Genomic DNA, 21,622 nt, shown 5'->3' with positions numbered 1-21,622 from the left:
ATCCTCCACCTAGAACGGTGGCGGTTCGTCGTCTTCCGGGGGTGGGGCGGGTCCGGCCAGAAGCACCTGGCGCTCCAGGCGGGCCCGGCGGTTGTGGTTGCGCTCGATGGCGACGGCGCTCGCGCGGTTCTGGGCGCGGGTGCGCCGCCGCTTGGGCATCATCGCGGTGCGCTCGGCGCAGTAATCCTGGGGCACGTCGACCTCGGCGGCGGGCATGCCACCCATCGAGCGACACAGGCTGGGGAACAGCAGCGCGCTGCCCGGGGTGGTGACATATGTCCGCCCGGCCGGCGAGGTCAAAATCAGCGTGCCGTCGGGCAGCTGCTGTTCGGTCCAGCCGAAAAACGTCTTAACCAGATGATGGGTGCGGCAATAGCACTTGAGGTTGCTCGCGTGGGTGGGCCCGCCCTGGCTATAGGGGATGGTGTGGTCCACATCGCAGTCGACGGCCGGTTGGTCACAGCCGGGCCAGCGGCACGTCAGGTCCCGGCACCGAACGAAATCGGCCAGCGCGGCCGAGGGCAGATAACCATTTTCGGGTGGGGCATCGCTGGGGTGGATGAGCGGCATCAGCTTGGCCGACTTGGCTAGTTCGGCCAGCAGCTCGGGTGGAATCAGCACGTCGGCGCCCAGCTCCGAGCCCGGGGCGCTACCGCGGCCGTCGAGGGTGGCCTGCTCGGCGATCACGTGGATCACCACCGGCGAGGCCGGCCGGCGTTTTCGGGCGGCGCAATCAGGCCGCCCGCATCGACATCCCAGCCGGTCGGCCCCAACGGCCAGCGCCCCGAGGGCATCGGCGCGGCGCTGCTGCTGGCTGCGCGGGTCATGCTCACATACCGTGGCGGCCAACGCGTTCAACCGCTGGTCCAGCGCGTGCGCATCTGGGGTCAGCATGCTGCCATGGATTTCCGAGACTCCGTCCGCGACCCGATCGCCGATCCAGATCTCGCGGTCGCCCTGGCTCTTTCGGCGCCGGCGCACCCATCCGCGTCGGCCCTGGCGACGATCTTGTCGACCTGCCCGGCCAATCGGCCCTGGGTCATCGACGGCCACCGCACCACATTGGCGGCCAGGGTCGCGTCCACCGCCGCCAGCACGTCGGCGTCGGTGATCAGATCGGTGCGATACATCAGTGTCTGGAACATCCGATAGTCGATGTCGCCAGCGCGAAAAACCGCAGCCACCTCCGGTAGTCGCTCGCGCATCGCCAGCGCGTACCGCATGAAGCTGCCGGCCAGCGCCAGGCTGATCCGAAACGCCGCGGCCACTTCGGCCCCCACCGAGGCCCACGTGTCCACTGCCCAGTCGGGCCGCTCGCCGCGCTGGGCCCGCCGCATCTCGAACAGTTCGCCAATGGCGTCCAGCCGAGCCGCGGCCGCCCGGGCCTCGGCTCGCCACGAGGCGCACATGCGGTCCACCAGCGCCCGCGAGCCCTGGGTCTGCGGGGGCTCCCAGTACTCGTGCAGCCGTCCATCGAACATGTGTTCGAGTATGGCACGTCCCTACGACAACCCGCCCTAGCTCGAGTGGCGGTACCACGCGGCGATATACAGCACCAGAGCCGTGGCCAGCGCAATCAGCACCCAGATCACAACGGCTTGGTCGATCCACGAACCAGCGGGCGGGGTGCCGGGCAGGATGTTGCGCAACGGCACGACGGCAAACAGCATCGCCGCGTACCAAGTGGAAAAGGGCGGCAAGAATTGTCGCCTGCCGGTAAGCATCTGAATGGCCACGAACAGTGCCAGCGTCGGCAGCGTGATGAGCACCAGGCAGATACCCAGGTCGAAGACCAGCGGACCCTTGGCTCGCTTCACCGTCACGACGACGTTGTCCGGGCGATCCGAGTCGTGGCTGTCCCGCCCGACTCGACTGACCGAGAGATCCCAGCCCTCCAGCGATCCGGTCACTTCGACCCGGGCGGGTATGTACTGACGGTTCTCGCCACTTCCGACGAGCACGTCGCCTTGGATGGTATCGGTCCGGTATGAGTCGAAAGGCCAGTCACCGGGGTCGCCGTGCACCTCGATGGTGGTGGTCACCCGCGCCGGCGACTTGCCGGCCGGGAATTGCAGGTCTCCCAGGTCGTTGTGCGGAAGGAAACGCACGGACGTGTCGGTGTTCAACACATTGAGGCGATGGTCGACCATCGAATCGTCCGGCATCACCTCTACTTTGACTTCGACGCGCTTTGCGATGGTGTCCAACTTCTCCAAGCGCACCAACACCACGGTGTTGTCGGTGGTGCTCAGGTCCGGATCGGGCAACGGACCGGGGGCGCTGGCCAACCAGTGATAGCCGAGCAGGGATAGGACGTAGACGACCACGACTCCCACGATGATGGAGACATCGAGCACGAGGTGTCGTCGTCGCGGTTTATGCGCCGTCTTCTCGGGCTGCGACGGTCCCTGTTGCTGGGTCGCAGTGGGTCGCGGGGCCGGCGGAGCTTCACTGCCATTGGTGGGGCCCCTAGCGGGCGCCACGGTTTCCGGCGCGAGGAACTTGGCCGCCGCCTCGGCAGCGGGATCATCCGCGGCAGCAGCTAAGTCTCTGAGCACCGACACGAAGTAAAACGCTATCAACGGAGCTGTTTGCTAGCAGCGCGTAAAACTATGCTCTTACAAGCATTTAACAGCACCGACACCGGCGCACGCGAAAATCAGTCCCCTTGCCGGACCCACGCGAAGATGTACAAGCTCATCGCCGTCACCAAGGCGATCAGCACCCACTGCACGATCGCTTGGTCGATCCACGAGCCCGGCGGCGGGGCCCCGGGGAGGATGTTGCGCAGCGGGACGATGGCGAACAGGTTCGCGGCGTACCAGGTCGCGAACGGCGGCAGGAATTTTCTCCTGCCCAGGGCCATCGGAATGGCCACCAACAGCGCCAGGGTAGGCAGGCTGATCAGCACCAAGCAGATGCCCAGGTCAAAGATCAACGGCCCCTTGGCCCTTCGCAGGGTGATGACGACATTTCCGTTGTCGCTGGCGCGAGACGTCGGCAGCGCGGCAGGGTCGTGGACGCGGTGGACGCTGATGTCCCAACCGTCCAGCTCCCCCGTCACCTCGACGCGGGCGGGCACTTTCTTGGGGCTGTCGCCCGCTCCGACGAACGCATCGGCCGAGATCGGCTCGGTCTGGTAGGAGTCGAACGGCCAGTTGCCGGGATCGCCGCGGGCCTCGACGGTGGTGCTCAGTTGCGCGGGCGCCTTTCCCCTCGGGTAATGCAGGTCCCCAAGGTCGCTGGTCGGATACAGGCGCACCGCGACATCAGTGCCGAGCACGTCGTAGCGGTTGTCATACGCCGAAACTCCCGGATACACAAGCACATTCACCGAGAGGCGGTGTGCGACCGGCTTCAGCTCCTCGACGCGCAGCTGCACGATGGTCGCGTCTCCCCCGCCCTGGCTCAGATCCAGCGGAGGCAGCGGCCCCTCCGACCTTTCCAGCCAGTGGACGCCCAGCAGCGACAGGGCGTAGGCGGCGACGACGGTCACCAGGACACCCACCCCGATCGCGATGCGCGGTTTCGAGGGTTTCGGCTTCTGCGGTGGCTTCCCGTTTCCCGACGACGCCGTCGACGAGACGGCGGGCGGCGACGGCTGGTCCGTCGACGGGGCCGCGGGCGGTGCCGGCCGCGCTTGCGTGGTCATCGTTGCTGGAGCCGGTCTGGAGCTGGCCGGTGCGATCCAGTTTTTCGGGGCGCCACGTCGTCAGATGGTAGCGAACGGCCGCGCGGCCCGCGCGGCGAAATCGCATGTCGGCGTGCGTATGGCGGTTCCGTCACCCACCGGACATCCACCGTTCACCTGCCGGACGGACGACCCGAGTCGGGCGCGACCGGCGAGTGCCCCCGACGTTGCTAGCCGGACGCTGGATCGGCCACGCAGCGAAACCCGATGTGGGTGGTCGCGGTGTCCTGCGACTGGGGCGACCGCGCGGCGGGACGGTAGCGATGGCAATACTCCGGAGCGCACAGGTGCGAGCCACCCTTCAACGTCTGACTGACGGCCGGATCGGCGGGTCCCGTTGGTGTGCAGCAGGCCTTCGGCGGCCGGTCGAGCCGGTGGTGCGCGGAAAACTCGGTGGCGGTCCACTCCCAGACGTTGCCGATCATGTCGACGAGGCCAAAACCGTTGGGGGGGAAGGTCCCCACCGGCGACGTCCCCTTCCAGCCGAGCGCCCCATCGTTGCGGTACGGGAAGCTGCCCTGCCAAGTGTTGGCCATCAGCCGGCCGCCGGGCTTCTCCTCGTCGCCCCACGCGTAGGTCGTCGTGGCGCCGCCGCGCGCGGCGTACTCCCACTCGGCCTCGGTCGGCAACCGCCGCCCCGCCCATCGGGCGTAGGCCGCGGCGTCGGCATAGGCCACCTGGACCACCGGGTGATCGGCTCGGTCGGCGGTGCTTTCCGGGCCTTCGGGACCGAACGGATGGCGCCAGGTCGCACCCGGCGCCCAGCCCCACCACTGCCGCCAGTCGCGCAGATCGACCGGGCCCCGCGTCGGGCGGAAAACCATCGCTCCCGGGCACAGGTCGGCCGGGTCCGCACCGGGGTACAGCGTCGGATCGATCGGTTGCTCGGCGACCGTCACATATCCTGTGGCGTCGACGAATTCGGCGAATTGCGCATTGGTCACCGGGTGCCGCTCCACCGCGAATGCGGCGACGGTCACGGTGTGGATCGGCGCCTCTTCGGGGTAGAAGCTCGTCGAGCCCATGCGGAACGATCCGCCCGGCAGGTCGACTAGCTCGGTGAGCACTCCCTCAGGGTAGGACGGCCGCGAAGCGGCTCAGTCCGATTGTCGGTACCAGGTGAACATGTACAGGGCCATCGCAGCGACGAGCGCCATCAGCACCCAGATCACCAGAACCTGGTCGATCCATGCGCCCGGCGGCGGAGACCCCGGCAGGAAATTGCGTATCGGGATCACGGCGAACAGCATGGCGGCGAACCACGTCACGAAGGGCGGCACGAATTTCCGTCTGCCCAGCGCGATTTGAATGGCCACGGCAAAAGCCAGCGTGGGTAGGGCGAACAGGACCAGGCAAATGCCCAGGTCGAAGATCAGCGGCCCCTTGGCGCGATGCAACGTGATGATGACGTTGTCCGGGCGATCCGCCTCCTGGCTGGCCTCGCCCACGCGCTGGACGCTGACGTCCCAACCGTCCAGTGCCCCGGTCACTTCCACCCGGGCGGGTATGTACTGGCGGGCATCGCCTTGCCCGACGAGCACCTCCGCCGACAGGGTGTCTGTGCTGTAAGAGTCGAACGGCCAGTTGTTCGGATCGCCATGCGCCTCGATCGTGGTGGCAACCTGCGCGGGCGACTTGCCCGCCGGGTATTGGAGGTCGCCGAGATCGTTAGGAGGGTCCATCCGCACCGCGGTGTCAGTCTTGAGGACGTCGAGGCGCTTGTCGAACATGGAATCCTCGGGGATCACCAGCACCTTCACCGTGAGGCGATTCGCGACGGTTTCCAGCTTTTCGAGGCGCACCAGCACGACGGTGTCGCCGGTGGCGTTCAAGTCCGGCGGCTTGATCGGTGCCGCCGATTTGGACAGCAAGTGGACGCCGAAGAGCGACAGGCCGTAGACAATGATGAATGCCACCAGGATGCCGATCACCAACAGCGTGCGCCGTCCCCCCCGTTTGGGTGGAGCATCGGGCGCGGCCTCGGGCGTCGGCGTGGGAGGCGTCGAGGGCGGTGGCGCTGGTGGAGCTTGGTGGGTCATCGGTCAAGACCTCCGTGAGGTTGCGGCAGCCCGGTGGGCGAGCACACGAGGATTCGATGTTAGCGAACCGGTGCGGTCCGCGCGGGCAATCGAAATTTCCGCGATCAATAGGCAATTTCCGGCAACCCGCCGACCCTCTCAGCGAACCCGTTCATCCGGTGTTGGTTTGCCTGTTAATCCGGTCGCGGTAAATGTCTGCCTGTGAAGCACAAGCGATCAGCCGCCGCCGTGAGCGTGCTCGCGGCGGGCGCCATCGCCCTCACCGCCTGCAGCAACTCCCATGCGACCCTGGCGTATGCCGCCGGGGCCAAGGTGGACTGTGGCGGCAAGCAGGCCCTGGCCGCCAGCGGCTCGACCGCGCAGGCCCATGCGATGACCCGATTCGTCGCGGCCTACACAAAGGTCTGCTCCGGGCAGACGCTAAACTACACGGCCAACGGCTCGGGCGCGGGAATCAGCGAATTCCTCAGTGCCAAAACCGATTTCGGTGGATCGGACACGCCCCTCTCGGGCGACCAATACGCCGCCGCCAAGCAGCGATGCGGAGGCGCCGACGCCTGGAACCTGCCGGTGGTCTTCAGCCCCCTCGCCATCACCTACAACCTCAGCTCCGTCGACTCGTTGGTGCTCGACGCTCCCACGCTGGCAAAGATCTTCAACGGCACCATCACGCGCTGGGACGACCCGGCCCTAACGGCGCTCAACGCATCCATGCCGGCGGAGGACATCCGGGTCATCTATCGCAGCGACGCATCCGGCACCACCGACAACTTCCAGTCCTACCTCCAGGCCGCGTCGGGCGGTGCGTGGAGCAAGGGCGCGGGCAAGATGTTCAACGGCGGGGTCGGCACCGGCGCCGCGGGAAACGTCGGCACCTCGGCGGCCGTGAAAACCACCGAGGGCGCGATCAGCTACAACGAGTTGTCTTTCGCGCTGCAGCAAGGGCTTTACGCCGCCGAGATCAAAACTCCGGCGAGCCGTAGGTCGCTGCGCCCGGTCCGGATCGGCACCGACACGGTCGGCAAGACCATCACCGGAGCCAAAATCATCGGCAACGGCAACGACCTCGTCCTCGACCTTTCGTCGTTCTACAACCCCGCCCAGCCCGACGTCTACCCGATCGTGTTGGCCACCTACGAGATCGTCTGCTCCACCTACCCGAGCCCCGATGTGGCCCAGGCGGTCAAGGCATTTCTGCAGGCAGCCATCGGCCCCGGCCAGATCGACCTCAACAAAAGCGGTTACATCCCGCTGTCGTCCGACTTCCAGGCACGGGTATCCAGCGCCGTCGACGCCATCACCGGAGCACCGAACCCACAGTAGGTCAGGGCTTTTGCCGTCGCTCCCGTTGGCGCCACCAACCGACCAGGAAGAGCGCCATCGCGACCACCAGCCCGATCAACACCCACAGCACGACGGCTTGGTCGATCCACGAACCGTACGGTGGGCTGCCGGGCAAGATGTTTCGCAGCGGGACAATCGCAAACAGCATCGCGCCGTACCAGGTTGTCATCGGCGGTAAGAAGGCGGTCCGGCCCAACGCCACGGGAATGGCCACCCACAACGCCAGCACGGGCAGGGCGATCAGGACCAGGCAGATGCCGACGTCGAAGATCAGCGGCCCCTTGGCCCTATGCAACGTGATGATCACGTTGTCCTGCACGTTGGGGTTGGCATCGTCGGGATCGTGGACGCGGGTGACGGTGGCGTCCCAGCCGTCGAGCTTCCCGGTGGCTTCGACACGGGCGGGCGCCTTTTCGCGGTTGGGGCCGGAGCCGGTGAACACGTCGGCCGCGATGACCTCCGTCTTGTAGGAGTCGAACGGCCAGTTTCCGGGATCACCCTGCGCGCCGATGGTGGTGCTGACTTGCGCCGGCGCCTTGCCCACCGGGTACTGCAGGTCCCCCAGGTCGTTCTCCGGATACAGCCGAACCGCGGCATCGGTGGTGAGCACCCCGAAGTTCTTGTCGTACAGCGAATCCTTCGGATAGACAAGAACATTCACCGTCAAGCGGTTGGCGACGGTATCCAGCTTCTCCAGGCGCACCTGCACGACGCTGTCCTCGGCCTCGACCTTGCTCAGGTCCACCGCGGGCAGCGGGGGCGCCGACTTGGCCAGCAGGTGCACGGCGATCAGCGAAAGGACATAGACGACGATGACGGCCACCAGGATCGCGAACGCGATCGCGAGCTGGCGGCCGCGCCCCCCGGCCGGCGCCGGCGGCGGCAGAGGTCCGGCGGTCATAGAGGCATCACGGGGCCAGATGCTAGCAGCGGCCCAACAACGAAAACGGACTTTCAGGGGATTACGACCGCGAACTGCTGCGTCACCGTGGATTTCGCCGCATCGAAGCCGGGCGCGCCCGCGGGGCCTTCAAGATGGATGACCACCAGGTACGCCCTGGTGTTGGTCCAGATGTGGGTGATGCGATCGGCGAAGGCAGTGCCCGACCCCATGCCGTTCAGCAGCTGGCTGCTGTAGCCGCAGAACTGAGCCGGTGCGACGGTGAGGCGTACGCCGGGCTTGGCCGTGCGCAGGTCGGCGGCGTAGCGCAGGAACGCTCCCCCGGGATCGAGGTCCGTCGGGGTGATGGTCACCTTCACCGACATCCCTTCGGGGCCGGTCGATGTCAGCGCCACGTCGCCGCTGCCGGAAGTCGAGTTCCAGCCGTCCGGCAGCGGCGTGACGATCATCGGTGCCACCGGATCCGCCACCGCCGCCCTGGCCATGCTTCCGCTGGTCGGCGGTGGCGGCATGCACGCGACGGCGTTCGGCGGGATGTGGTCGGGCAGGGTGACTTCGACGCCCGGTACGGGCTCGGCCGGGTCGGGATGTCTGGATGTCACCGGGGCGGTGCCACCGGTGGTCCGCTCGCAGCCCACCGCCACGCCCACGCACAGGCAAAGCAGGCCGATGCCCAGTTCAGTCGCGCGAAAACGCAAGCGCAACTTCGGCTTCCACGTCGATGTAGGGCCGGCCGGACAGGTCGACGTCGACCTGCTTGATGGTGCCACCGGTGAACTCGAACGGCGCCTTGTAGCGACTGGACACTCCCGAACCGCCGTTGCGCCCGACCGTGATGCCGGCACCGGCCAGCCCGAACGTTCCGGGATGGGTGCTCACATCGGCGAGCGTGCCGACTTCCTTGTCGTCGACGAACAGCGTGAGGTCACCGAGCGGGGTGTGGCTGTTCGCGACGGTTCCGGTCCGCAGATAGCCGACGCCGAACACGTGCCGGCCCAGCGGAACCGGGTCCGACGACGAAACCAGCTGCTGCCGCTCGCCGAGGAAGTTGTAGACGTAGTGCAGGCGCCCGTCCCGGATGAACAGCACATGCCCTCCGTGGGCGCCGCCCTGCTTGAAAAGAACGCCTTCGGCGCCGGTGGTATCGATGGTCACATCGGCCAGCACGGCAAACGACCGGCCACGAATCTCGGCGGCGGCGCCGATGCCGACGTCGGCGCAGTTCGGATAGTAGGTGTAGCTGGTCCGCTCGCCGACCAGGTAGGGGCGGAAACGTGTCAGCGTTTCCATGAGGTCCAGATCGGCCAGCGGAAGGCCGTTGTACTTGTCAGCCTCGGAAAACCACAGCGCCTTAAGCTCTTCCAGCTTCTCGGGTTGCTCGGCGGCCAGGTCGTGGCATTGGCTGCGATCGGCCTCGATGTGGAACAGCTCCCAGCGGTCGGCGTCGAAATGCGACCAGCCCGCCGGTGTCGCCGCGTGGATCGTGTTGGCGAACCAGCCCTGGTGCCAGATTCCGCGGGTGCCCAGCATGGCGTAGAACTGGGTCTGCTTCCCTGTGTCGGCGTTCGGATCGGCAAGGGCCGCTTTGAAGCTCACGCCGTCCAGCGGCTTCTGCGGGATGCCCTTGACCGACTCCGGCGGCGTCATGTCCAACAGGTCGTAGACCGTGGGCGTGATATCGCAGACGTTGACGTAGTTGTCGCGGACCTCGCCGTGTGCGGCAATACCGTCGGGCCAGGAGATGATCGCGGTGTCGGCGATGCCGCCTTCGTGCGAGGCGTAGCGCTTGAAGAGCTTGTAGGGCGTGTTGAAGGCCATCGCCCAACCGATCGGGTAATGGTTGTAGGTCTCCGGCCCGCCGAGGTTGTCGAACAGCTTCATGCTCTCTTCGACCGTGTCGATGTAGCCGTTGAAGAACTTCCCTTCGTTGACCGATCCGTTCGGACCGCCCTCGCCGCTGGCGCCGTTGTCGGAGATCACCACGATGATGGTGTTGTCCAGCTGGCCGGACTCCTCGAGATAGTCCAGGATTCGGCCGATCTGGGCATCGGTGTAGCTGAGGAAGCCGGCGAACACCTCGGCCATCCGGTTGAACAGCTTTTTCTCTTCGTCGCCCAGCGAATCCCACGGCCGCACCGTGTCCTGCATCGGCCACGCCTGGCCCTGCGGTCCCGTCACGTCCAAATACGGGTTGACGGGCGACAATTCGGTGTCCGGGGGCACGATCCCCATCGACTTCTGCTTTTCCAGCACGATCTCGCGGTAGCGCTCATAACCCATGTCGAACCGGCCCGCGTATTTGTCGGCCCATTCCTTGAAGACGTGGTGCGGCGCGTGTCCGGCGCCGGGGCACACATAGCTGAACCACGGTTTGTCGGGCGCGATCACCTTGGCGTCGCGGATGAATTCGATGGTCTTGTCGGCGATGTCCTTCGACAAGTGATAGCCATCTTCCGGTGTGCCCGGCGGATTCACCGGGTGGTTGTCGTACACCAGGTCGGGATACCACTGGTCGGTCTCTCCCCCGAGGAATCCGTAGAACCGTTCGAAACCGCGCGAGGTCGGCCAGTGCCGCTTGGTCGACGCCATGCTGGACTCCTCGAGCGGAGTCAGATGCCACTTGCCGACGCAATAGGTGTTGTAGCCGCGTTCGGCGAGCGCTTCGGACAGCAGTGCGGTGTCGGGCGGAATGCGACCGTTGCAATTGGGGAAGCCGTCGGTGAATTCCTCGATGGTGGCCATGCCCACGGTGGTGGCGTTGCGACCGGTCAGCAACGACGCGCGGGTCGGTGAGCACAGCGCGGTGGTGTGGAACTGGGACAGGCGCACCCCGCGCTCGGCGATCCGCGTCATGGCGGGCATCTCGACCAGGCCGCCGAAGCAGTCCCAGGTCGCGATACCGGTGTCGTCCCAGACCAGATAGAGGATGTTCGGCGAGTTCGGCGGCGCGGTCGGCGCGGCGTACGGACCCCAGTCCGGCTCCGAATCGCGAATATCCAGCTCGATCTTGCCCTGAAACTCGGTCATGGCCGCCAGCCTCATCCTCGTAGTGACTTACCGAACGTCCGAGGACATTACACGCGCCAGTTATCAATCGGCTGAGATTTGTGAGAAGACGCAAAAGCCCCCATTCTCGGTCCAAAATGGGGACTTTTGCGACTGCTCGCCGAGGGTTCGTTCGGGACTACTTGGCCTTCTCGAGGATCTCGACGAGCCGCCAGCGTTTGGTCGCCGAGATCGGACGCGTCTCCATCAGCGCGACCCGGTCTCCGATGCCGGCGGTGCTGTTCTCGTCGTGCGCCTTGACCTTCTTGGTGGTTCGGATGATCTTGCCGTACAGCGGGTGCCGCATGCGGTCTTCCAGCTCGACCACGATGGTCTTCTGCATCTTGTCGCTCACCACGTAACCGATGCGCGTCTTGCGCCGGCCACGGGTCTTCGGGGCGGCCGGCGTGTGCTTGGGGCCCTTGTCCTTCGCCGCGGTGTCCTGCGCGGCGGCGCGCTTAGGAGCGGCCTTCGCCGCCGCCTTCGCCGGGGCCTTCTTTGCGGCGGCCTTGGACGCGGTCTTGGATTCTGCCATCACGATTCCTTACCGTCGGGCCCGGAAGCCAGGCCCAGTTCTCGTTCCCGCAGCACGGTGTAGACGCGCGCGATTTCCTGGCGCACGGTCCGCAGCCGGCGGTTGTTGTTGAGCTGCCCAGTCGCCATCTGGAAGCGGAGGTTGAACAGCTCCTCCTTGGATTCGCGCAGGCGCTCGGTCAACTCGTCGTCGGTGAGCTCACGCAGTTCGCCAGGCGAAATTCCCACTGCCATCAGAACTGATCCTCTCGGGTAACGATGCGTGCCTTGATCGGCAGCTTGTGGATCGCGCGGGTGAGCGCCGCACGGGCGGTCTGCTCGTTCGGGTAACTGAGCTCGAACAGGATCCGGCCCGGCTTGACGTTGACAATCCACCACTCCGGCGAACCCTTACCCGAACCCATCCGGGTCTCCGCGGGCTTCTTGGTCAGCGGGCGGTCGGGAAAGACGTTGATCCACACCTTGCCGCCACGCTTGATGTGGCGGTTGATCGCGATACGCGCGGACTCGATCTGCCGGTTGGTGACGTAGGCGTGCTCGAGGGCCTGGATTCCGTAGTCGCCGAAGTTCACCTGCGTACCGCCGCTGGCGATGCCGCGCTGGCGGGGATGGTGCTGCTTGCGGTGCTTGACTTTGCGGGGAATCAACATGATTCAGCTCTCCGTGCTCTGCGGTTCAACGGGCGCCGCGGCCTCGGGGGCGGGGGTTTCCTCGGCGCCCGCAGCGCGGCCGGCCTCGGTGCTGGTCGCCGTGGTGCCCGAGGCGCCACTGCGGCGCGGGCGGGTGCCCGACGGCCGCTCGCGGCGCGGACGGTCGGCGCCGGCCGGTGCTGCGGCGGCCAATTCGCGCTTGCCGCCGACGATGTCGCCCTTGTAGATCCACACCTTCACGCCGATCCGGCCGAAGGTGGTCTTGGCTTCGTAGAGGCCGTAGTCGATGTCGGCGCGCAGGGTGTGCAGCGGCACGCGGCCCTCGCGGTAGAACTCCGAGCGGCTCATCTCCGCGCCGCCGAGGCGGCCGGAGCACTGCACCCGGATGCCCTTGACGTTGGGCTGACGCATCGCCGACTGGATGGCCTTGCGCATCGCGCGGCGGAACGCCACCCGGTTGCTCAGCTGCTCGGCGACGCCCTGAGCCACCAATTGTGCTTGCGACTCAGGGTTTTTGACCTCGAGGATGTTGAGCTGCACCTGCTTGCCGGTCAGCTTCTCCAGGTCGGCGCGGATCCGGTCGGCCTCGGTGCCGCGGCGGCCGATGACGATGCCGGGACGCGCGGTGTGGATGTCCACCCGGACGCGGTCGCGAGTGCGCTCGATCTCCACGTCGGCGATCCCGGCGCGCTCCAGGCCGGTGGACAGCAGCCGACGGATCGCGACGTCTTCCTTGACGTACTCCGCGTACTGCTTGTCGGCGTACCAGCGCGACTTCCAGTCGGTGGTGATCCCGAGCCGGAAGCCGTGCGGATTGATCTTTTGGCCCACTAGTCGGAGCCTCCCTTCGCTTCAGAAGTCTCTCCGGCTTCCGCGGATTTGGCCTCTGGTTTAGCCGCCGCCTTCTTGGCGGGAGCCTTCTTGGCCGGGGATTTGGCCGCCGATTTCGCGGGAGCCTTCTTGGCGGGAGCCTTGTTGGCCGGCGCCTTCTTGGCGGCGGCCTTCTTCGCCGGGGCCTTCGCGGCGGCCTTGCTGGCCTCGGCGCGGCGCGCCCTGGTCGACTTCGCGGACCGCTGGTCCTTGGCCGGACGGCTCTCCACCACAACGGTGATGTGGCTGGTGCGCCTGCGGATTCGGAACGCGCGGCCCTGGGCGCGCGGACGGATGCGCTTGGAAGTCGGGCCCTCGTCGGCGTAGACGGTGGCGACCACCAGGGTCGCCGGGTCCAGCCCGTTGTTGTTCTGCGCGTTGGCCGCGGCGCTGGCGATCACCTTGGCGACCGGTTCGCTCGCGGCCTGCGGTGCCCAGCGCAGGATGTCCAGCGCGTCGGCCACCGAGCGGCCGCGAACCAGGTCGATGACCCGGCGCGCCTTTCTCGGCGACACCCGGACGAATCGCGCCTTGGCGACCGCCGAGGGAAATTCCGTAGTGGTGCTCATCGACGCTTGGCCTTTCGGTCGTCCTTGATGTGCCCCTTGAAGGTTCGCGTCGGCGCGAACTCACCGAGCTTGTGGCCGACCATCGCCTCGGTGACGAACACCGGGACGTGCTTGCGCCCGTCGTGCACGGCGAAGGTGTGGCCGATGAAGTCCGGAATGATCGTCGAACGCCTCGACCAGGTCTTGATGACCTGCTTGGTGTTCTTCTCGTTCTGCGCGTCCACCTTCTTGAGCAGGTGGTCGTCGACGAACGGACCCTTCTTCAGGCTGCGTGGCATGGTTCGCTACTCCTACCGCGAGTGCTTCTTGCCGGTGCGCCGGCGCCGGACGATGAGCTTGTTGCTTTGCTTATTCGGGTGGCGGGTGCGGCCCTCGGGCTGACCCCACGGGCTGACCGGGTGACGGCCACCGGAGGTCTTGCCCTCACCACCGCCGTGCGGGTGGTCAACCGGGTTCATGACCACACCCCGGACGGAAGGACGCTTGCCCTTCCACCGCATGCGACCCGCCTTGCCCCAGTTGATGTTTGCCTGCTCGGCGTTGCCCACCTCGCCGACCGTTGCGCGGCAGCGCACGTCGACCCGGCGGATCTCGCCGCTGGGCATGCGCAGCGACGCGTAGCTGCCCTCCTTGCCGAGCAGCTGGATGCTCGACCCGGCCGACCGCGCGAGCTTCGCGCCACCGCCCGGCCGCAGCTCCACGGCGTGCACCAAGGTGCCGGCCGGGATGTTGCGCAACGGCAGGTTGTTGCCCGGCTTGATGTCGGCGTTGGCGCCGGATTCCACCACGTCACCCTGCGAGAGTCCTTGCGGGGCAATGATGTAGCGCTTCTCGCCGTCGAGGAAGTGCAGCAGCGCAATGTTCGCGGTGCGGTTCGGGTCGTACTCGATGTGCGCGACCTTGGCGTTGACACCGTCTTTGTCGTTGCGGCGGAAGTCGATCACCCGGTAGGCGCGCTTGTGACCGCCACCGCGGTGGCGGGTGGTGATGCGGCCGTGGGCGTTGCGCCCACCATGGCCGTGCAGCGGGCGCACCAACGACTTCTCCGGCTCCGACCGCGTGATCTCGGCGAAATCGGACACGCTGGCGCCGCGACGGCCCGGGGTCGTCGGCTTGTATTTGCGAATTGCCATGTCTAATCGTGTCTTTCTCTCGCGCGCGGCTAGGCCGGTGCTCCGAACAGGTCGATCGGCTTGCTGCCCGGCGCCAGCGTGACGATGGCGCGCTTGGTGTTCTTGCGCTTTCCGTAACCGGTCCTGGTGCGCTTCCGCTTGCCCTGCCTGTTCGCCGTGTTCACCGATGCGACCTTGACCGAGAAGATCTTCTCGACGGCGATCTTGATCTGCGTCTTATTCGAATCCGGGTGCACCACAAAGGTGTACACGTTGTCATCGAGCAGGCTGTAGGACTTCTCGGAGATGACCGGAGCCAGGATGATGTCGCGGGGGTCAGTGATGGTCGCCATCTACGCCGTTACCTCCTCGGCAGAACTCGTGCCGGCGGCGATGTAGGCGCGCAGCGCCTCAACGCTGAACACCACGTCGTCGGAGCGAAGCACGTCATAGGTATTGAGCTGATCGGGCGCCAGGATGTGCACACCGGGCAGGTTGCGCACGCTTTTCGCACCGGCCTCGTCGCTGCGGCCGATGACGACCAGCACCTGCTTGCGGTCGGTGAGGGTGCCCAGAAATGCCTTGGCGTTCTTGGTGGACGGGGTCTGACCCGACACCAGTTCGGTGACCGCGTGGATGCGCCCGTTGCGTGCCCGGTCGGACAACGCCCCGCGCAGTGCAGCGGCGATCATCTTCTTGGGCGTGCGCTGGCTGTAGTCGCGCGGCTTGGGGCCGTGCACGACACCACCACCGGTGAACTGCGGGGCCCGCGTCGAACCCTGCCGGGCCCGTCCGGTTCCCTTCTGCCGGTAGGGCTTGCGGCCGCCGCCGCGGACGTCGCCGCGCGTCTTGGTCGAGTGCGTGCCTTGCCGGGCCGCCGCCCGCTGGGCGGTGACGACCTGGTGCATCAGCGCGATATTGGCTGGCGCATCGAACAATTCGGCGGGCAGCTCGACGGAGCCCTCGACCTTGCCGTCGGGCGTCTTGACGTCGATCTTCAGGGTGTTGGCTGCCATCACTTCTCACCTCGTTTGATCGCGCTGCGAACCATCACGAGTCCACCGGTGCGGCCGGGGATCGCGCCCTTGATCAACAGCACGCCGTTCTCGGTATCGACCTTGTGCACCAACAGGTTCTGCACGGTCACCCGGTCATTGCCCATCCGGCCGGCCATGCGGGTTCCCTTGAAGACACGCGCCGGGGTGGCGCAGCCGCCGATGGAACCCGGCCGCCGGTGCACCGCCTGGGCGCCGTGGCTGGCGCCCTGACCGCGGAAGCCGTGCCGCTTCATGGTTCCGGCGAAGCCCTTGCCCTTGGACGTGCCCGTCACGTCGACATAGGCACCGTCGGCGAAGATCTCGGCCGTCAACTCCTGGCCGACTTCGTATTCGGCCGCCGCGTCCGGGTTGTCCAGGCGCAGCTCGGCCAGGAAGCGGCGCGGGTTGACGCCCGCCGCGCTGTATTGGCCCGTCACCGGCTTGTTGACCTTGCGCGGACTGATCTCCCCGTACGCCAGCTGCACGGCGCTGTAGCCGTCGCGCTCCGGCGTGCGGATGCGGGTCACCACGTTCGGGCCCGCCTTGACCACGGTCACCGGGACGACCCGGTTGTTCTCGTCGAACACCTGCGTCATGCCCAGCTTGGTACCCAGAATGCCTTTTCTTGCCATGAGTTCTGGATCTCCTACTGGATGTTGACGTCGACACTGGCCGGAAGATCGATGCGCATGAGCGCGTCAACGGTCTTCGGCGTGGGATCGAGGATGTCGATCAACCGCTTGTGCGTCCGCATTTCGAAGTGCTCTCGCGAGTCCTTGTACTTATGCGGAGAGCGGATGACGCAATACACGTTCTTCTCAGTCGGCAGCGGCACCGGCCCTACGACGCTGGCACCCGTACGGACGACGGTCTCGACGATCTTTCGCGCCGATGCGTCGATAGCCTCATGGTCGTAGGCCTTGAGCCTGATGCGGATCTTCTGTCCCGCCACGCTTCTCCTACCCTCACTCCACTTAAGGTCCGGGTCCGGACCTGGTGCCCCCGGCGCGCCGAATCGACCCGGCCGGTCAGGGCCGATCGAGCGTCGCGCCGGATACTGCGCCGCTGTTTACCTGTCGTGGTCCACCGGCCCCCGCGGTCGGGTGTGTCACCCTGACGCAGCCTCGTTCGCGGCCAAATAGTCGCGTTCCAAGGATGGGACCGGACGCGCCCGGTTGGGCGCTGGTCGTATGCCCGGCCAGGCGTGAACCCGGCGCAAGGCAACCCGAACAGTATGCCTGACGACCGCGGCTCTGGCCAAATCTCGGGCAAACCTCGCCGGCATGGCCCCGTCCGGCGGTGAATCCGGTGGTCAGACCCCCGTTTGCCGCGGCCGAATCGGGGTCAGGCGCCCTCCGATTCGGCACTCGCCGCGGCGGATCTGTGCTGCGCCCGCTGAACGTGCAGGAAGCCGTCGACGGCGGCGCGCGCACACTCCCGGTAGTCGAAGTCCGGCAGGGTGGACAAGCGCCCCAGCACCAGCGGGCCGATCAGCAGCGCGATGGCGCGCGATCGGTCGACTTCCCCGAGCTCCGCGGCGGCCTCCGGGCTGTCGAATACGGCGTCGAACGGCGCCGCGTACTGCGCGGCGATGCGTTCCCGCAACGTGGTGATCGAGGAGCTGTCGGCGCCGCGGGCGTGCCGGGGCCCCGGCATCTCTTCGAGGTCGCGCCCGAGGGCCAACCAGGACATGGCGGTCATGACGGCCGGCGCCTGGGCCACCGCTTCGGCTTGAGCGAGCACGATCGCGATCAGCCGATCCCGCAGGGAGCCCTCGTCCGGGGGCGCCGGTGACGGCGGTATGAGGCTGTTGAACGCCGCCGCCAGCAAATCGTTTCCGCTGGGAAAGTGGCGATACAGAGTGGCTCTCGCTACGTTGGCGCTTCGGGTGACCGCATCGACGGTCACCGCGCTGGGACCCCCCGAGCGCAGCAGCGCCGCCGCGGCCTCGAGCAAGCGAGCCCGGGACCGCGCGGGACGGGGATCGGTAGTCGCCTCGGTAATTGTGAGCCACCTCCCTGTTTGAAACCGTTTGAAAACAAGACTATCGGTCTACGTACAAGACCATTAGTCTCAAAACCTCTACGCCCCGAGGGGAGGCGCTTTTCTATGGTCGCAACACTTATCCGGCCTGACCAGCGTACTGATGTGGCGAGCATCGGCGGTAGTCCCCGAGCGCGCACTTGGACGCTGACCGTCGCCTGCATGGGTGTCGCGCTGGTCGTCGGGTCGATGACCGCGCTGAACACCGCGCTGGGGGACCTCGCGGTGGCCACCTCGGCGACGCAGACGCAACTGACCTGGATCGTGGACGGATACACGCTGGCGCTGGCCTGCCTGCTGCTTCCGGCCGGGGCGATCGGAGACCGTTATGGCCGGCGGGGTGCGCTGCTCGCCGGCTTGGTGGTGTTCGCACTCGGCTCGGCGGCGCCGGCGATATTGCACAATCCGCTGCAGATCATCGCGGGCCGGGCAGTGGCCGGTATCGGCGCCGCCTTTGTGATGCCCGCGACGCTGTCGCTGCTGACCGTGGCCTACCCGAAGGAAGACCGGATGAAGGCCGTCGGTATCTGGGCCGGCACGGCCGGTTCCGGCGGAGTCCTCGGCATGCTCGGTTCCGGTCTGCTGCTTCGGTTTTGGGATTGGCACGCCATCTTCTGGTCGCTGGGCGCCGCCGGACTGCTGATCTTCGCCCTCGGATGCACGGTGTCCTCGTCTCGCGAAACCCACGCTCCCCGAGTCGATTGGCTCGGTGCGGTCCTCATCGGCGCGGCGGTGGCGATCGCCGTGTTTGCCATTCTGGACGCGCCCGAGCGCGGGTGGAGTGATCCGCTGGTGTGGGGCGGAATAGCCGTGGGCGTCGTCGCCGCGGCGGTTTTCGGGGTGGTCGAACTGCGCAGGCGGCACCCGCTGCTGGACGTTCGGTTGTTCGCCGATCCCAATTTCGCCACCGGTGTCGCGGCGATCGTCATTCTGTTCGGCGCAACCTTCGGGTTCTTCTTCATCGGCATGCAGTACGTCCAGCAGATCATGGGCTACTCGGCGCTGACGACGTCATTGGCCTTCGGTCCGTTCATGGTCCCGTTGGCCATTTTCTCCGCGTTGTCTTTCTGGTATGTGCCGAAGTTGGGCCTGCGCCTTGTGTTATTCATCGGCACGCTGTTGATGGCGGTTGGCTTCGCGTGCATGTCCTTTCTGACCCTGCATTCGACGTACGTCGAATTTGCCTGGCCAACACTGATATTGGCCACCGGCATCGGCATGTGCACCGCGCCGACGACCTCGGCGATCATGGGGGCGGTTCCCGACGAGAAGCAGGGCGTCGCCTCCGCGGTGAACGACACGTCGCGCGAGATGGGCGGGGCGCTGGGAATCGCCGTGGCCGGCTCGATCCTGGCCGGGCGGTATTCCCACGAGCTCGCGCCGAAACTGGCAACCTTTCCCGCGCCGGTCCGCGGCCCCGCTACCGACTCGCTGGCCAAAGCGGTCGAAGTGGCCGGCAGGCTCGGACCGCAGGGGACGGCGTTGGCCGAGATCAGCAAGGCCGCATTCCTGGCGGCCATGCACGCTTCCACGATCACGATGGCCGCGATAGTCGCGTTCGCCGCGCTCCTGATCGGGCTGTGGGCCCCCGGACGCGACGGTCGGCAGCTGCGGCCGGTGCGCCGGCTCCGCTCCCAAATGTTGTGCGGGAGAACAACAACGAGCCCCTAGGCCTCGGCTAACCCGGCACCAATTAAGTTCGTTCGGATACTTGAAACGATGTGTTTGTTCTGGTATCAGAAATATATATCGACAGGTACAGATCATCTCGCAGGTGGGGTGGATGTGATGTTGATGGACGTGCCCACGGTGCGCGGCGACGCGCCGGCGGTGGTTGAACCGGTATGCCCGGCGGTGTTCGAGGCGGCGGCGATTGTGGAGGCCGAGTGGATCCGCCTGAGGCGCTCGAGCGCGCCGGTTCACCATGCCAGCTGTGGGCTTCGCGCACGCCTGCGCAGTCGGCGCCGAGTTCGCACCGTGGTCACCACCATGCCGACGTCACACCCCTTGACCGCTCAGCACGGCCGGCTGCGACCGCGGCGCCCAGTCGGCGCCGTCTGGGCGCGGGAACGCTCACCTCCGATTCGGTCGTGATGCGTACCCTGCCAGCGGTATTCACCATGCGAGGGGGTGATCGGACAGAGAATCACGACACAACGAAAGGGAGCGGCCGTCGCGCCGTCCGCGAATATTGCGACGCATAGTCGCGCTGACGCACTCCTGCGCGCGCATCGCCACTTGTCGTGGCCATCTACGTGGACCGCACGAACGTTCGCTCTCTCGAGGGCGGGTCGTGCCCGGCCCGACTTTCAGCGGGCCGGGACCCGCCCTCATTCAACGAACTCGGCCGCCCGGTGCCCGAGCATCACGATCGTGGCGTGCGGACCGCGGCTGGGGACCGTGGGCAGGACGGACCCGTCGATCACCCATAGGTTGTCCACGCCGCGCACCCGGCAGCGGTGATCTACGACCGCCCGCGGGTCGCCCTCGGCGCCCATCGGTGCGCTGGCACACAGGTGCTGGGACGTCGACCACACCGGCGACCCGACATGGGTTGCCGCACCGGCTAATTCGCGTGCCAATTCGCTGCCCCGGCGCAGCGCCGCGACGTCGTCGGGGTCGCTGTCGTAGCGGTGCTCGATCCGCGGCGCGACGCGGGCGTCGGGCGAGGTGAGCGTGATCCGTCCGCGGCAGCGGGGCTCCATCAGCGCCACCCCGATGTGCGGCCAATCCGGATGGCCCGCGGTGCCGTCGCCGGTCATGGCGACGAACCCACCCGTGTATGGCCTGATCTCAAGCCCGTCCGCGGTACTGAGGATGACCTCCACGACGGGCCGGCCCGGGGCCACCGTCCAATTGGTCGGCAGCACCCACTCGGGGTGGTCGCTGCAGAACATTCCGACCGGTAGGGGCGCCACCAGCGGCACGCCGGCGGCGCGCAGCATCGACTCGTCGCCGATGCCGGAGAGCATCAGCAGGTGGGCAGACTGAATCGCGCCGGCGCACAATACGATTCGATCGGCGCTCAGACTGATCGGCCCGTCCGGGCCGATCGCGTCCACCCCCACCACGCCCGCACCGGAGAAACGCAATCGCGCGGCCCGCGTCGCCGCCAGCAAGGTCAGGTTCGACCGCCCAAGGGCGGGCAACAGATATCCGACACCCGATCCGATGCGCACGCCGTCGACGATGTTGAGCGGGACCGCGCCCACGCCCGAGACGAGTTCCGGCCCACAATCGTTGAGGTCGGCGATCCAGGAAAAGCCCGCACGTTCGGCGGCAGCGATGAAAAGTTCAGTGGTGCCGGTCATTTCGCGTGTTCGACGCACCAGGATGGGACCGCTGTCGCCGTGGGCCGGACCGTCGAAATCCAGGTCCGTCTCGATGGCGCGAAAATGGCTGAGCACATCCGACCACGCCCAGCCGGGTATCGCGGCGCGATCGAAGTCGCGCGGCAACGCGCGGCAGAAGTAACCGCCGTTGATCGCCCCCGAGCCACCGACCGTGGATCCGCGCACGATCGGCAGCTGGAGAGCGTGCCGGTCGGTGAGCCGGGTCAGGTAGCGCAGCGCCAGCGGGCTGCCGACCCCGATCGGCAGTTGCAACCCGTTGGTGGCCTGAGCCAGTAATTGCGGATCGGCGAGCGCGGGCCCGGCTTCCAGGACGGTCACCATGCGGCTGGGATCTGCGGAAAGACGTTCGGCGACAACCGATCCAGCACTTCCCGCGCCGACGATCAGCACATCGCTGTGCGGGACGGCTCTACTCAAGGCGAAGCCAAGGCGAC

23 protein-coding genes and 1 pseudogene are annotated in these 21,622 nt (G+C 66.9%); 3 read left to right on the top strand and 21 right to left on the bottom strand.

Translation table 11 applies throughout. The annotated features are described in order from the left end of the window. Positions 1 to 9: 9 nt before the first annotated feature. The 5 genes and pseudogenes from A5744_RS12865 to A5744_RS12845 all read right to left on the bottom strand — a co-directional run bounded on the left by A5744_RS12865 (position 10) and on the right by A5744_RS12845 (position 5,730). Positions 10 to 1,481, bottom strand: a pseudogene (locus tag A5744_RS12865) (HNH endonuclease signature motif containing protein). A gap of 36 nt (positions 1,482 to 1,517) precedes the next feature. Next, a complete protein-coding gene (locus A5744_RS12860) occupies positions 1,518 to 2,357 on the bottom strand; it encodes a DUF4436 domain-containing protein (RefSeq protein WP_076061526.1) in 840 nt (279 codons plus the stop codon). Between the two features lie 302 nt (positions 2,358 to 2,659). After that, positions 2,660 to 3,652, bottom strand: a complete 993-nt coding sequence (locus A5744_RS12855; protein ID WP_076061524.1) for a DUF4436 domain-containing protein — start codon at positions 3,650 to 3,652, stop codon at positions 2,660 to 2,662. A gap of 209 nt (positions 3,653 to 3,861) precedes the next feature. Further along, complete coding sequence (locus A5744_RS12850) at positions 3,862 to 4,758, bottom strand: formylglycine-generating enzyme family protein (protein WP_076061523.1); 897 nt, start codon at positions 4,756 to 4,758, stop codon at positions 3,862 to 3,864. A gap of 30 nt (positions 4,759 to 4,788) precedes the next feature. After that, on the bottom strand, positions 4,789 to 5,730 hold the full coding sequence (locus A5744_RS12845; protein ID WP_076061521.1) for a DUF4436 domain-containing protein: 942 nt from the start codon (positions 5,728 to 5,730) through the stop codon (positions 4,789 to 4,791). 201 nt (positions 5,731 to 5,931) lie between these two features. Between A5744_RS12845 and pstS the strand changes: the two genes are divergently transcribed. Further along, the gene (gene pstS, locus A5744_RS12840) at positions 5,932 to 7,053 is read left to right on the top strand and encodes a phosphate ABC transporter substrate-binding protein PstS (RefSeq protein WP_076061519.1); all 1,122 of its coding nucleotides are present in this window, start codon (positions 5,932 to 5,934) and stop codon (positions 7,051 to 7,053) included. Between the two features lies 1 nt (position 7,054). Here pstS and A5744_RS12835 read toward each other — a convergent pair whose 3' ends face one another. The 15 genes from A5744_RS12835 to A5744_RS12760 form a co-directional block, all read right to left on the bottom strand. After that, a complete protein-coding gene (locus A5744_RS12835; protein ID WP_076061517.1) occupies positions 7,055 to 7,975 on the bottom strand; it encodes a DUF4436 domain-containing protein in 921 nt (306 codons plus the stop codon). 53 nt (positions 7,976 to 8,028) lie between these two features. After that, positions 8,029 to 8,673 (bottom strand): hypothetical protein, encoded by a 645-nt coding sequence (locus tag A5744_RS25035; RefSeq protein WP_240563031.1) that lies wholly within the window; start codon positions 8,671 to 8,673, stop codon positions 8,029 to 8,031. Continuing rightward, positions 8,654 to 11,002 (bottom strand): arylsulfatase, encoded by a 2,349-nt coding sequence (locus A5744_RS12825; RefSeq protein WP_240563030.1) that lies wholly within the window; start codon positions 11,000 to 11,002, stop codon positions 8,654 to 8,656. Before A5744_RS12825 ends, A5744_RS25035 begins: the two co-directional genes overlap by 20 nt. A gap of 157 nt (positions 11,003 to 11,159) precedes the next feature. Continuing rightward, positions 11,160 to 11,558 carry a 30S ribosomal protein S17 gene (gene rpsQ / locus A5744_RS12820; RefSeq protein ID WP_139331329.1) on the bottom strand — a complete coding sequence of 133 codons (399 nt, stop codon included), beginning with the start codon at positions 11,556 to 11,558 and terminating at the stop codon, positions 11,160 to 11,162. After that, positions 11,555 to 11,788, bottom strand: a complete 234-nt coding sequence (gene rpmC / locus A5744_RS12815; protein WP_076061511.1) for a 50S ribosomal protein L29 — start codon at positions 11,786 to 11,788, stop codon at positions 11,555 to 11,557. The genes rpsQ and rpmC overlap by 4 nt, the downstream gene beginning before the upstream one ends. After that, a complete protein-coding gene (gene rplP, locus A5744_RS12810; RefSeq protein ID WP_076061509.1) occupies positions 11,788 to 12,204 on the bottom strand; it encodes a 50S ribosomal protein L16 in 417 nt (138 codons plus the stop codon). Before rplP ends, rpmC begins: the two co-directional genes overlap by 1 nt. A gap of 3 nt (positions 12,205 to 12,207) precedes the next feature. Next, positions 12,208 to 13,035, bottom strand: a complete 828-nt coding sequence (gene rpsC / locus A5744_RS12805) for a 30S ribosomal protein S3 (RefSeq protein WP_076061507.1) — start codon at positions 13,033 to 13,035, stop codon at positions 12,208 to 12,210. After that, positions 13,035 to 13,643 carry a 50S ribosomal protein L22 gene (gene rplV, locus A5744_RS12800; RefSeq protein ID WP_076061505.1) on the bottom strand — a complete coding sequence of 203 codons (609 nt, stop codon included), beginning with the start codon at positions 13,641 to 13,643 and terminating at the stop codon, positions 13,035 to 13,037. Before rplV ends, rpsC begins: the two co-directional genes overlap by 1 nt. Then, positions 13,640 to 13,921 carry a 30S ribosomal protein S19 gene (rpsS, locus tag A5744_RS12795; protein WP_007167837.1) on the bottom strand — a complete coding sequence of 94 codons (282 nt, stop codon included), beginning with the start codon at positions 13,919 to 13,921 and terminating at the stop codon, positions 13,640 to 13,642. The genes rplV and rpsS overlap by 4 nt, the downstream gene beginning before the upstream one ends. 12 nt (positions 13,922 to 13,933) lie before the next feature. Further along, positions 13,934 to 14,776 carry a 50S ribosomal protein L2 gene (gene rplB, locus A5744_RS12790; RefSeq protein ID WP_076061503.1) on the bottom strand — a complete coding sequence of 281 codons (843 nt, stop codon included), beginning with the start codon at positions 14,774 to 14,776 and terminating at the stop codon, positions 13,934 to 13,936. 29 nt (positions 14,777 to 14,805) lie between these two features. After that, a complete protein-coding gene (gene rplW, locus A5744_RS12785; protein ID WP_076061501.1) occupies positions 14,806 to 15,108 on the bottom strand; it encodes a 50S ribosomal protein L23 in 303 nt (100 codons plus the stop codon). Then, positions 15,109 to 15,771, bottom strand: a complete 663-nt coding sequence (gene rplD, locus A5744_RS12780; protein ID WP_076061499.1) for a 50S ribosomal protein L4 — start codon at positions 15,769 to 15,771, stop codon at positions 15,109 to 15,111. It abuts the gene before it with no gap. Further along, positions 15,771 to 16,424, bottom strand: a complete 654-nt coding sequence (gene rplC / locus A5744_RS12775) for a 50S ribosomal protein L3 (protein ID WP_076061497.1) — start codon at positions 16,422 to 16,424, stop codon at positions 15,771 to 15,773. Before rplC ends, rplD begins: the two co-directional genes overlap by 1 nt. 14 nt (positions 16,425 to 16,438) lie before the next feature. Continuing rightward, complete coding sequence (rpsJ, locus tag A5744_RS12770; RefSeq protein WP_003873519.1) at positions 16,439 to 16,744, bottom strand: 30S ribosomal protein S10; 306 nt, start codon at positions 16,742 to 16,744, stop codon at positions 16,439 to 16,441. A gap of 392 nt (positions 16,745 to 17,136) precedes the next feature. Further along, on the bottom strand, positions 17,137 to 17,748 hold the full coding sequence (locus A5744_RS12760; protein WP_256385487.1) for a TetR/AcrR family transcriptional regulator: 612 nt from the start codon (positions 17,746 to 17,748) through the stop codon (positions 17,137 to 17,139). 153 nt (positions 17,749 to 17,901) lie between these two features. Here A5744_RS12760 and A5744_RS12755 point away from each other — a divergent pair, with 153 nt between their 5' ends. Both A5744_RS12755 and A5744_RS24810 read left to right on the top strand, forming a co-directional pair. Then, complete coding sequence (locus tag A5744_RS12755) at positions 17,902 to 19,506, top strand: MFS transporter (RefSeq protein ID WP_076061493.1); 1,605 nt, start codon at positions 17,902 to 17,904, stop codon at positions 19,504 to 19,506. A gap of 117 nt (positions 19,507 to 19,623) precedes the next feature. Continuing rightward, on the top strand, positions 19,624 to 19,929 hold the full coding sequence (locus A5744_RS24810) for a hypothetical protein (protein ID WP_205866305.1): 306 nt from the start codon (positions 19,624 to 19,626) through the stop codon (positions 19,927 to 19,929). Positions 19,930 to 20,165: 236 nt separating this feature from the next. On the opposite strand, the gene mftG is transcribed toward A5744_RS24810, so the two are convergent. Beyond that, positions 20,166 to 21,605 (bottom strand): mycofactocin system GMC family oxidoreductase MftG, encoded by a 1,440-nt coding sequence (mftG, locus tag A5744_RS12745; protein ID WP_076061490.1) that lies wholly within the window; start codon positions 21,603 to 21,605, stop codon positions 20,166 to 20,168. Positions 21,606 to 21,622 lie beyond the last annotated feature (17 nt).

Source organism: Mycobacterium sp. IS-1264 (genome assembly GCF_001954195.1).
Taxonomy (GTDB): domain Bacteria; phylum Actinomycetota; class Actinomycetes; order Mycobacteriales; family Mycobacteriaceae; genus Mycobacterium.
Note: the sequence above shows the minus strand (reverse complement) of the source record. Positions and strands in the feature narration are given on the sequence as shown.

Bases quoted from the DNA above. Each gene is read 5' to 3' on its own strand.
- A5744_RS12855 (WP_076061524.1), bottom strand. From the start codon at position 3,652: ATGACCACGCAAGCGCGGCCGGCACCGCCCGCGGCCCCGTCGACGGAC.
- A5744_RS12845 (WP_076061521.1), bottom strand. From the start codon at position 5,730: ATGACCCACCAAGCTCCACCAGCGCCACCGCCCTCGACGCCTCCCACG.
- A5744_RS12835 (WP_076061517.1), bottom strand. From the start codon at position 7,975: ATGACCGCCGGACCTCTGCCGCCGCCGGCGCCGGCCGGGGGGCGCGGC.
- A5744_RS12825 (WP_240563030.1), bottom strand. From the start codon at position 11,002: ATGACCGAGTTTCAGGGCAAGATCGAGCTGGATATTCGCGATTCGGAG.
- rpmC (WP_076061511.1), bottom strand. From the start codon at position 11,788: ATGGCAGTGGGAATTTCGCCTGGCGAACTGCGTGAGCTCACCGACGAC.
- rplP (WP_076061509.1), bottom strand. From the start codon at position 12,204: ATGTTGATTCCCCGCAAAGTCAAGCACCGCAAGCAGCACCATCCCCGC.
- rplV (WP_076061505.1), bottom strand. From the start codon at position 13,643: ATGAGCACCACTACGGAATTTCCCTCGGCGGTCGCCAAGGCGCGATTC.
- rpsS (WP_007167837.1), bottom strand. From the start codon at position 13,921: ATGCCACGCAGCCTGAAGAAGGGTCCGTTCGTCGACGACCACCTGCTC.
- rplB (WP_076061503.1), bottom strand. From the start codon at position 14,776: ATGGCAATTCGCAAATACAAGCCGACGACCCCGGGCCGTCGCGGCGCC.
- rplW (WP_076061501.1), bottom strand. From the start codon at position 15,108: ATGGCGACCATCACTGACCCCCGCGACATCATCCTGGCTCCGGTCATC.
- rplD (WP_076061499.1), bottom strand. From the start codon at position 15,771: ATGGCAGCCAACACCCTGAAGATCGACGTCAAGACGCCCGACGGCAAG.
- rplC (WP_076061497.1), bottom strand. From the start codon at position 16,424: ATGGCAAGAAAAGGCATTCTGGGTACCAAGCTGGGCATGACGCAGGTG.
- A5744_RS12755 (WP_076061493.1), top strand. From the start codon at position 17,902: ATGGTCGCAACACTTATCCGGCCTGACCAGCGTACTGATGTGGCGAGC.
- A5744_RS24810 (WP_205866305.1), top strand. From the start codon at position 19,624: ATGTTGATGGACGTGCCCACGGTGCGCGGCGACGCGCCGGCGGTGGTT.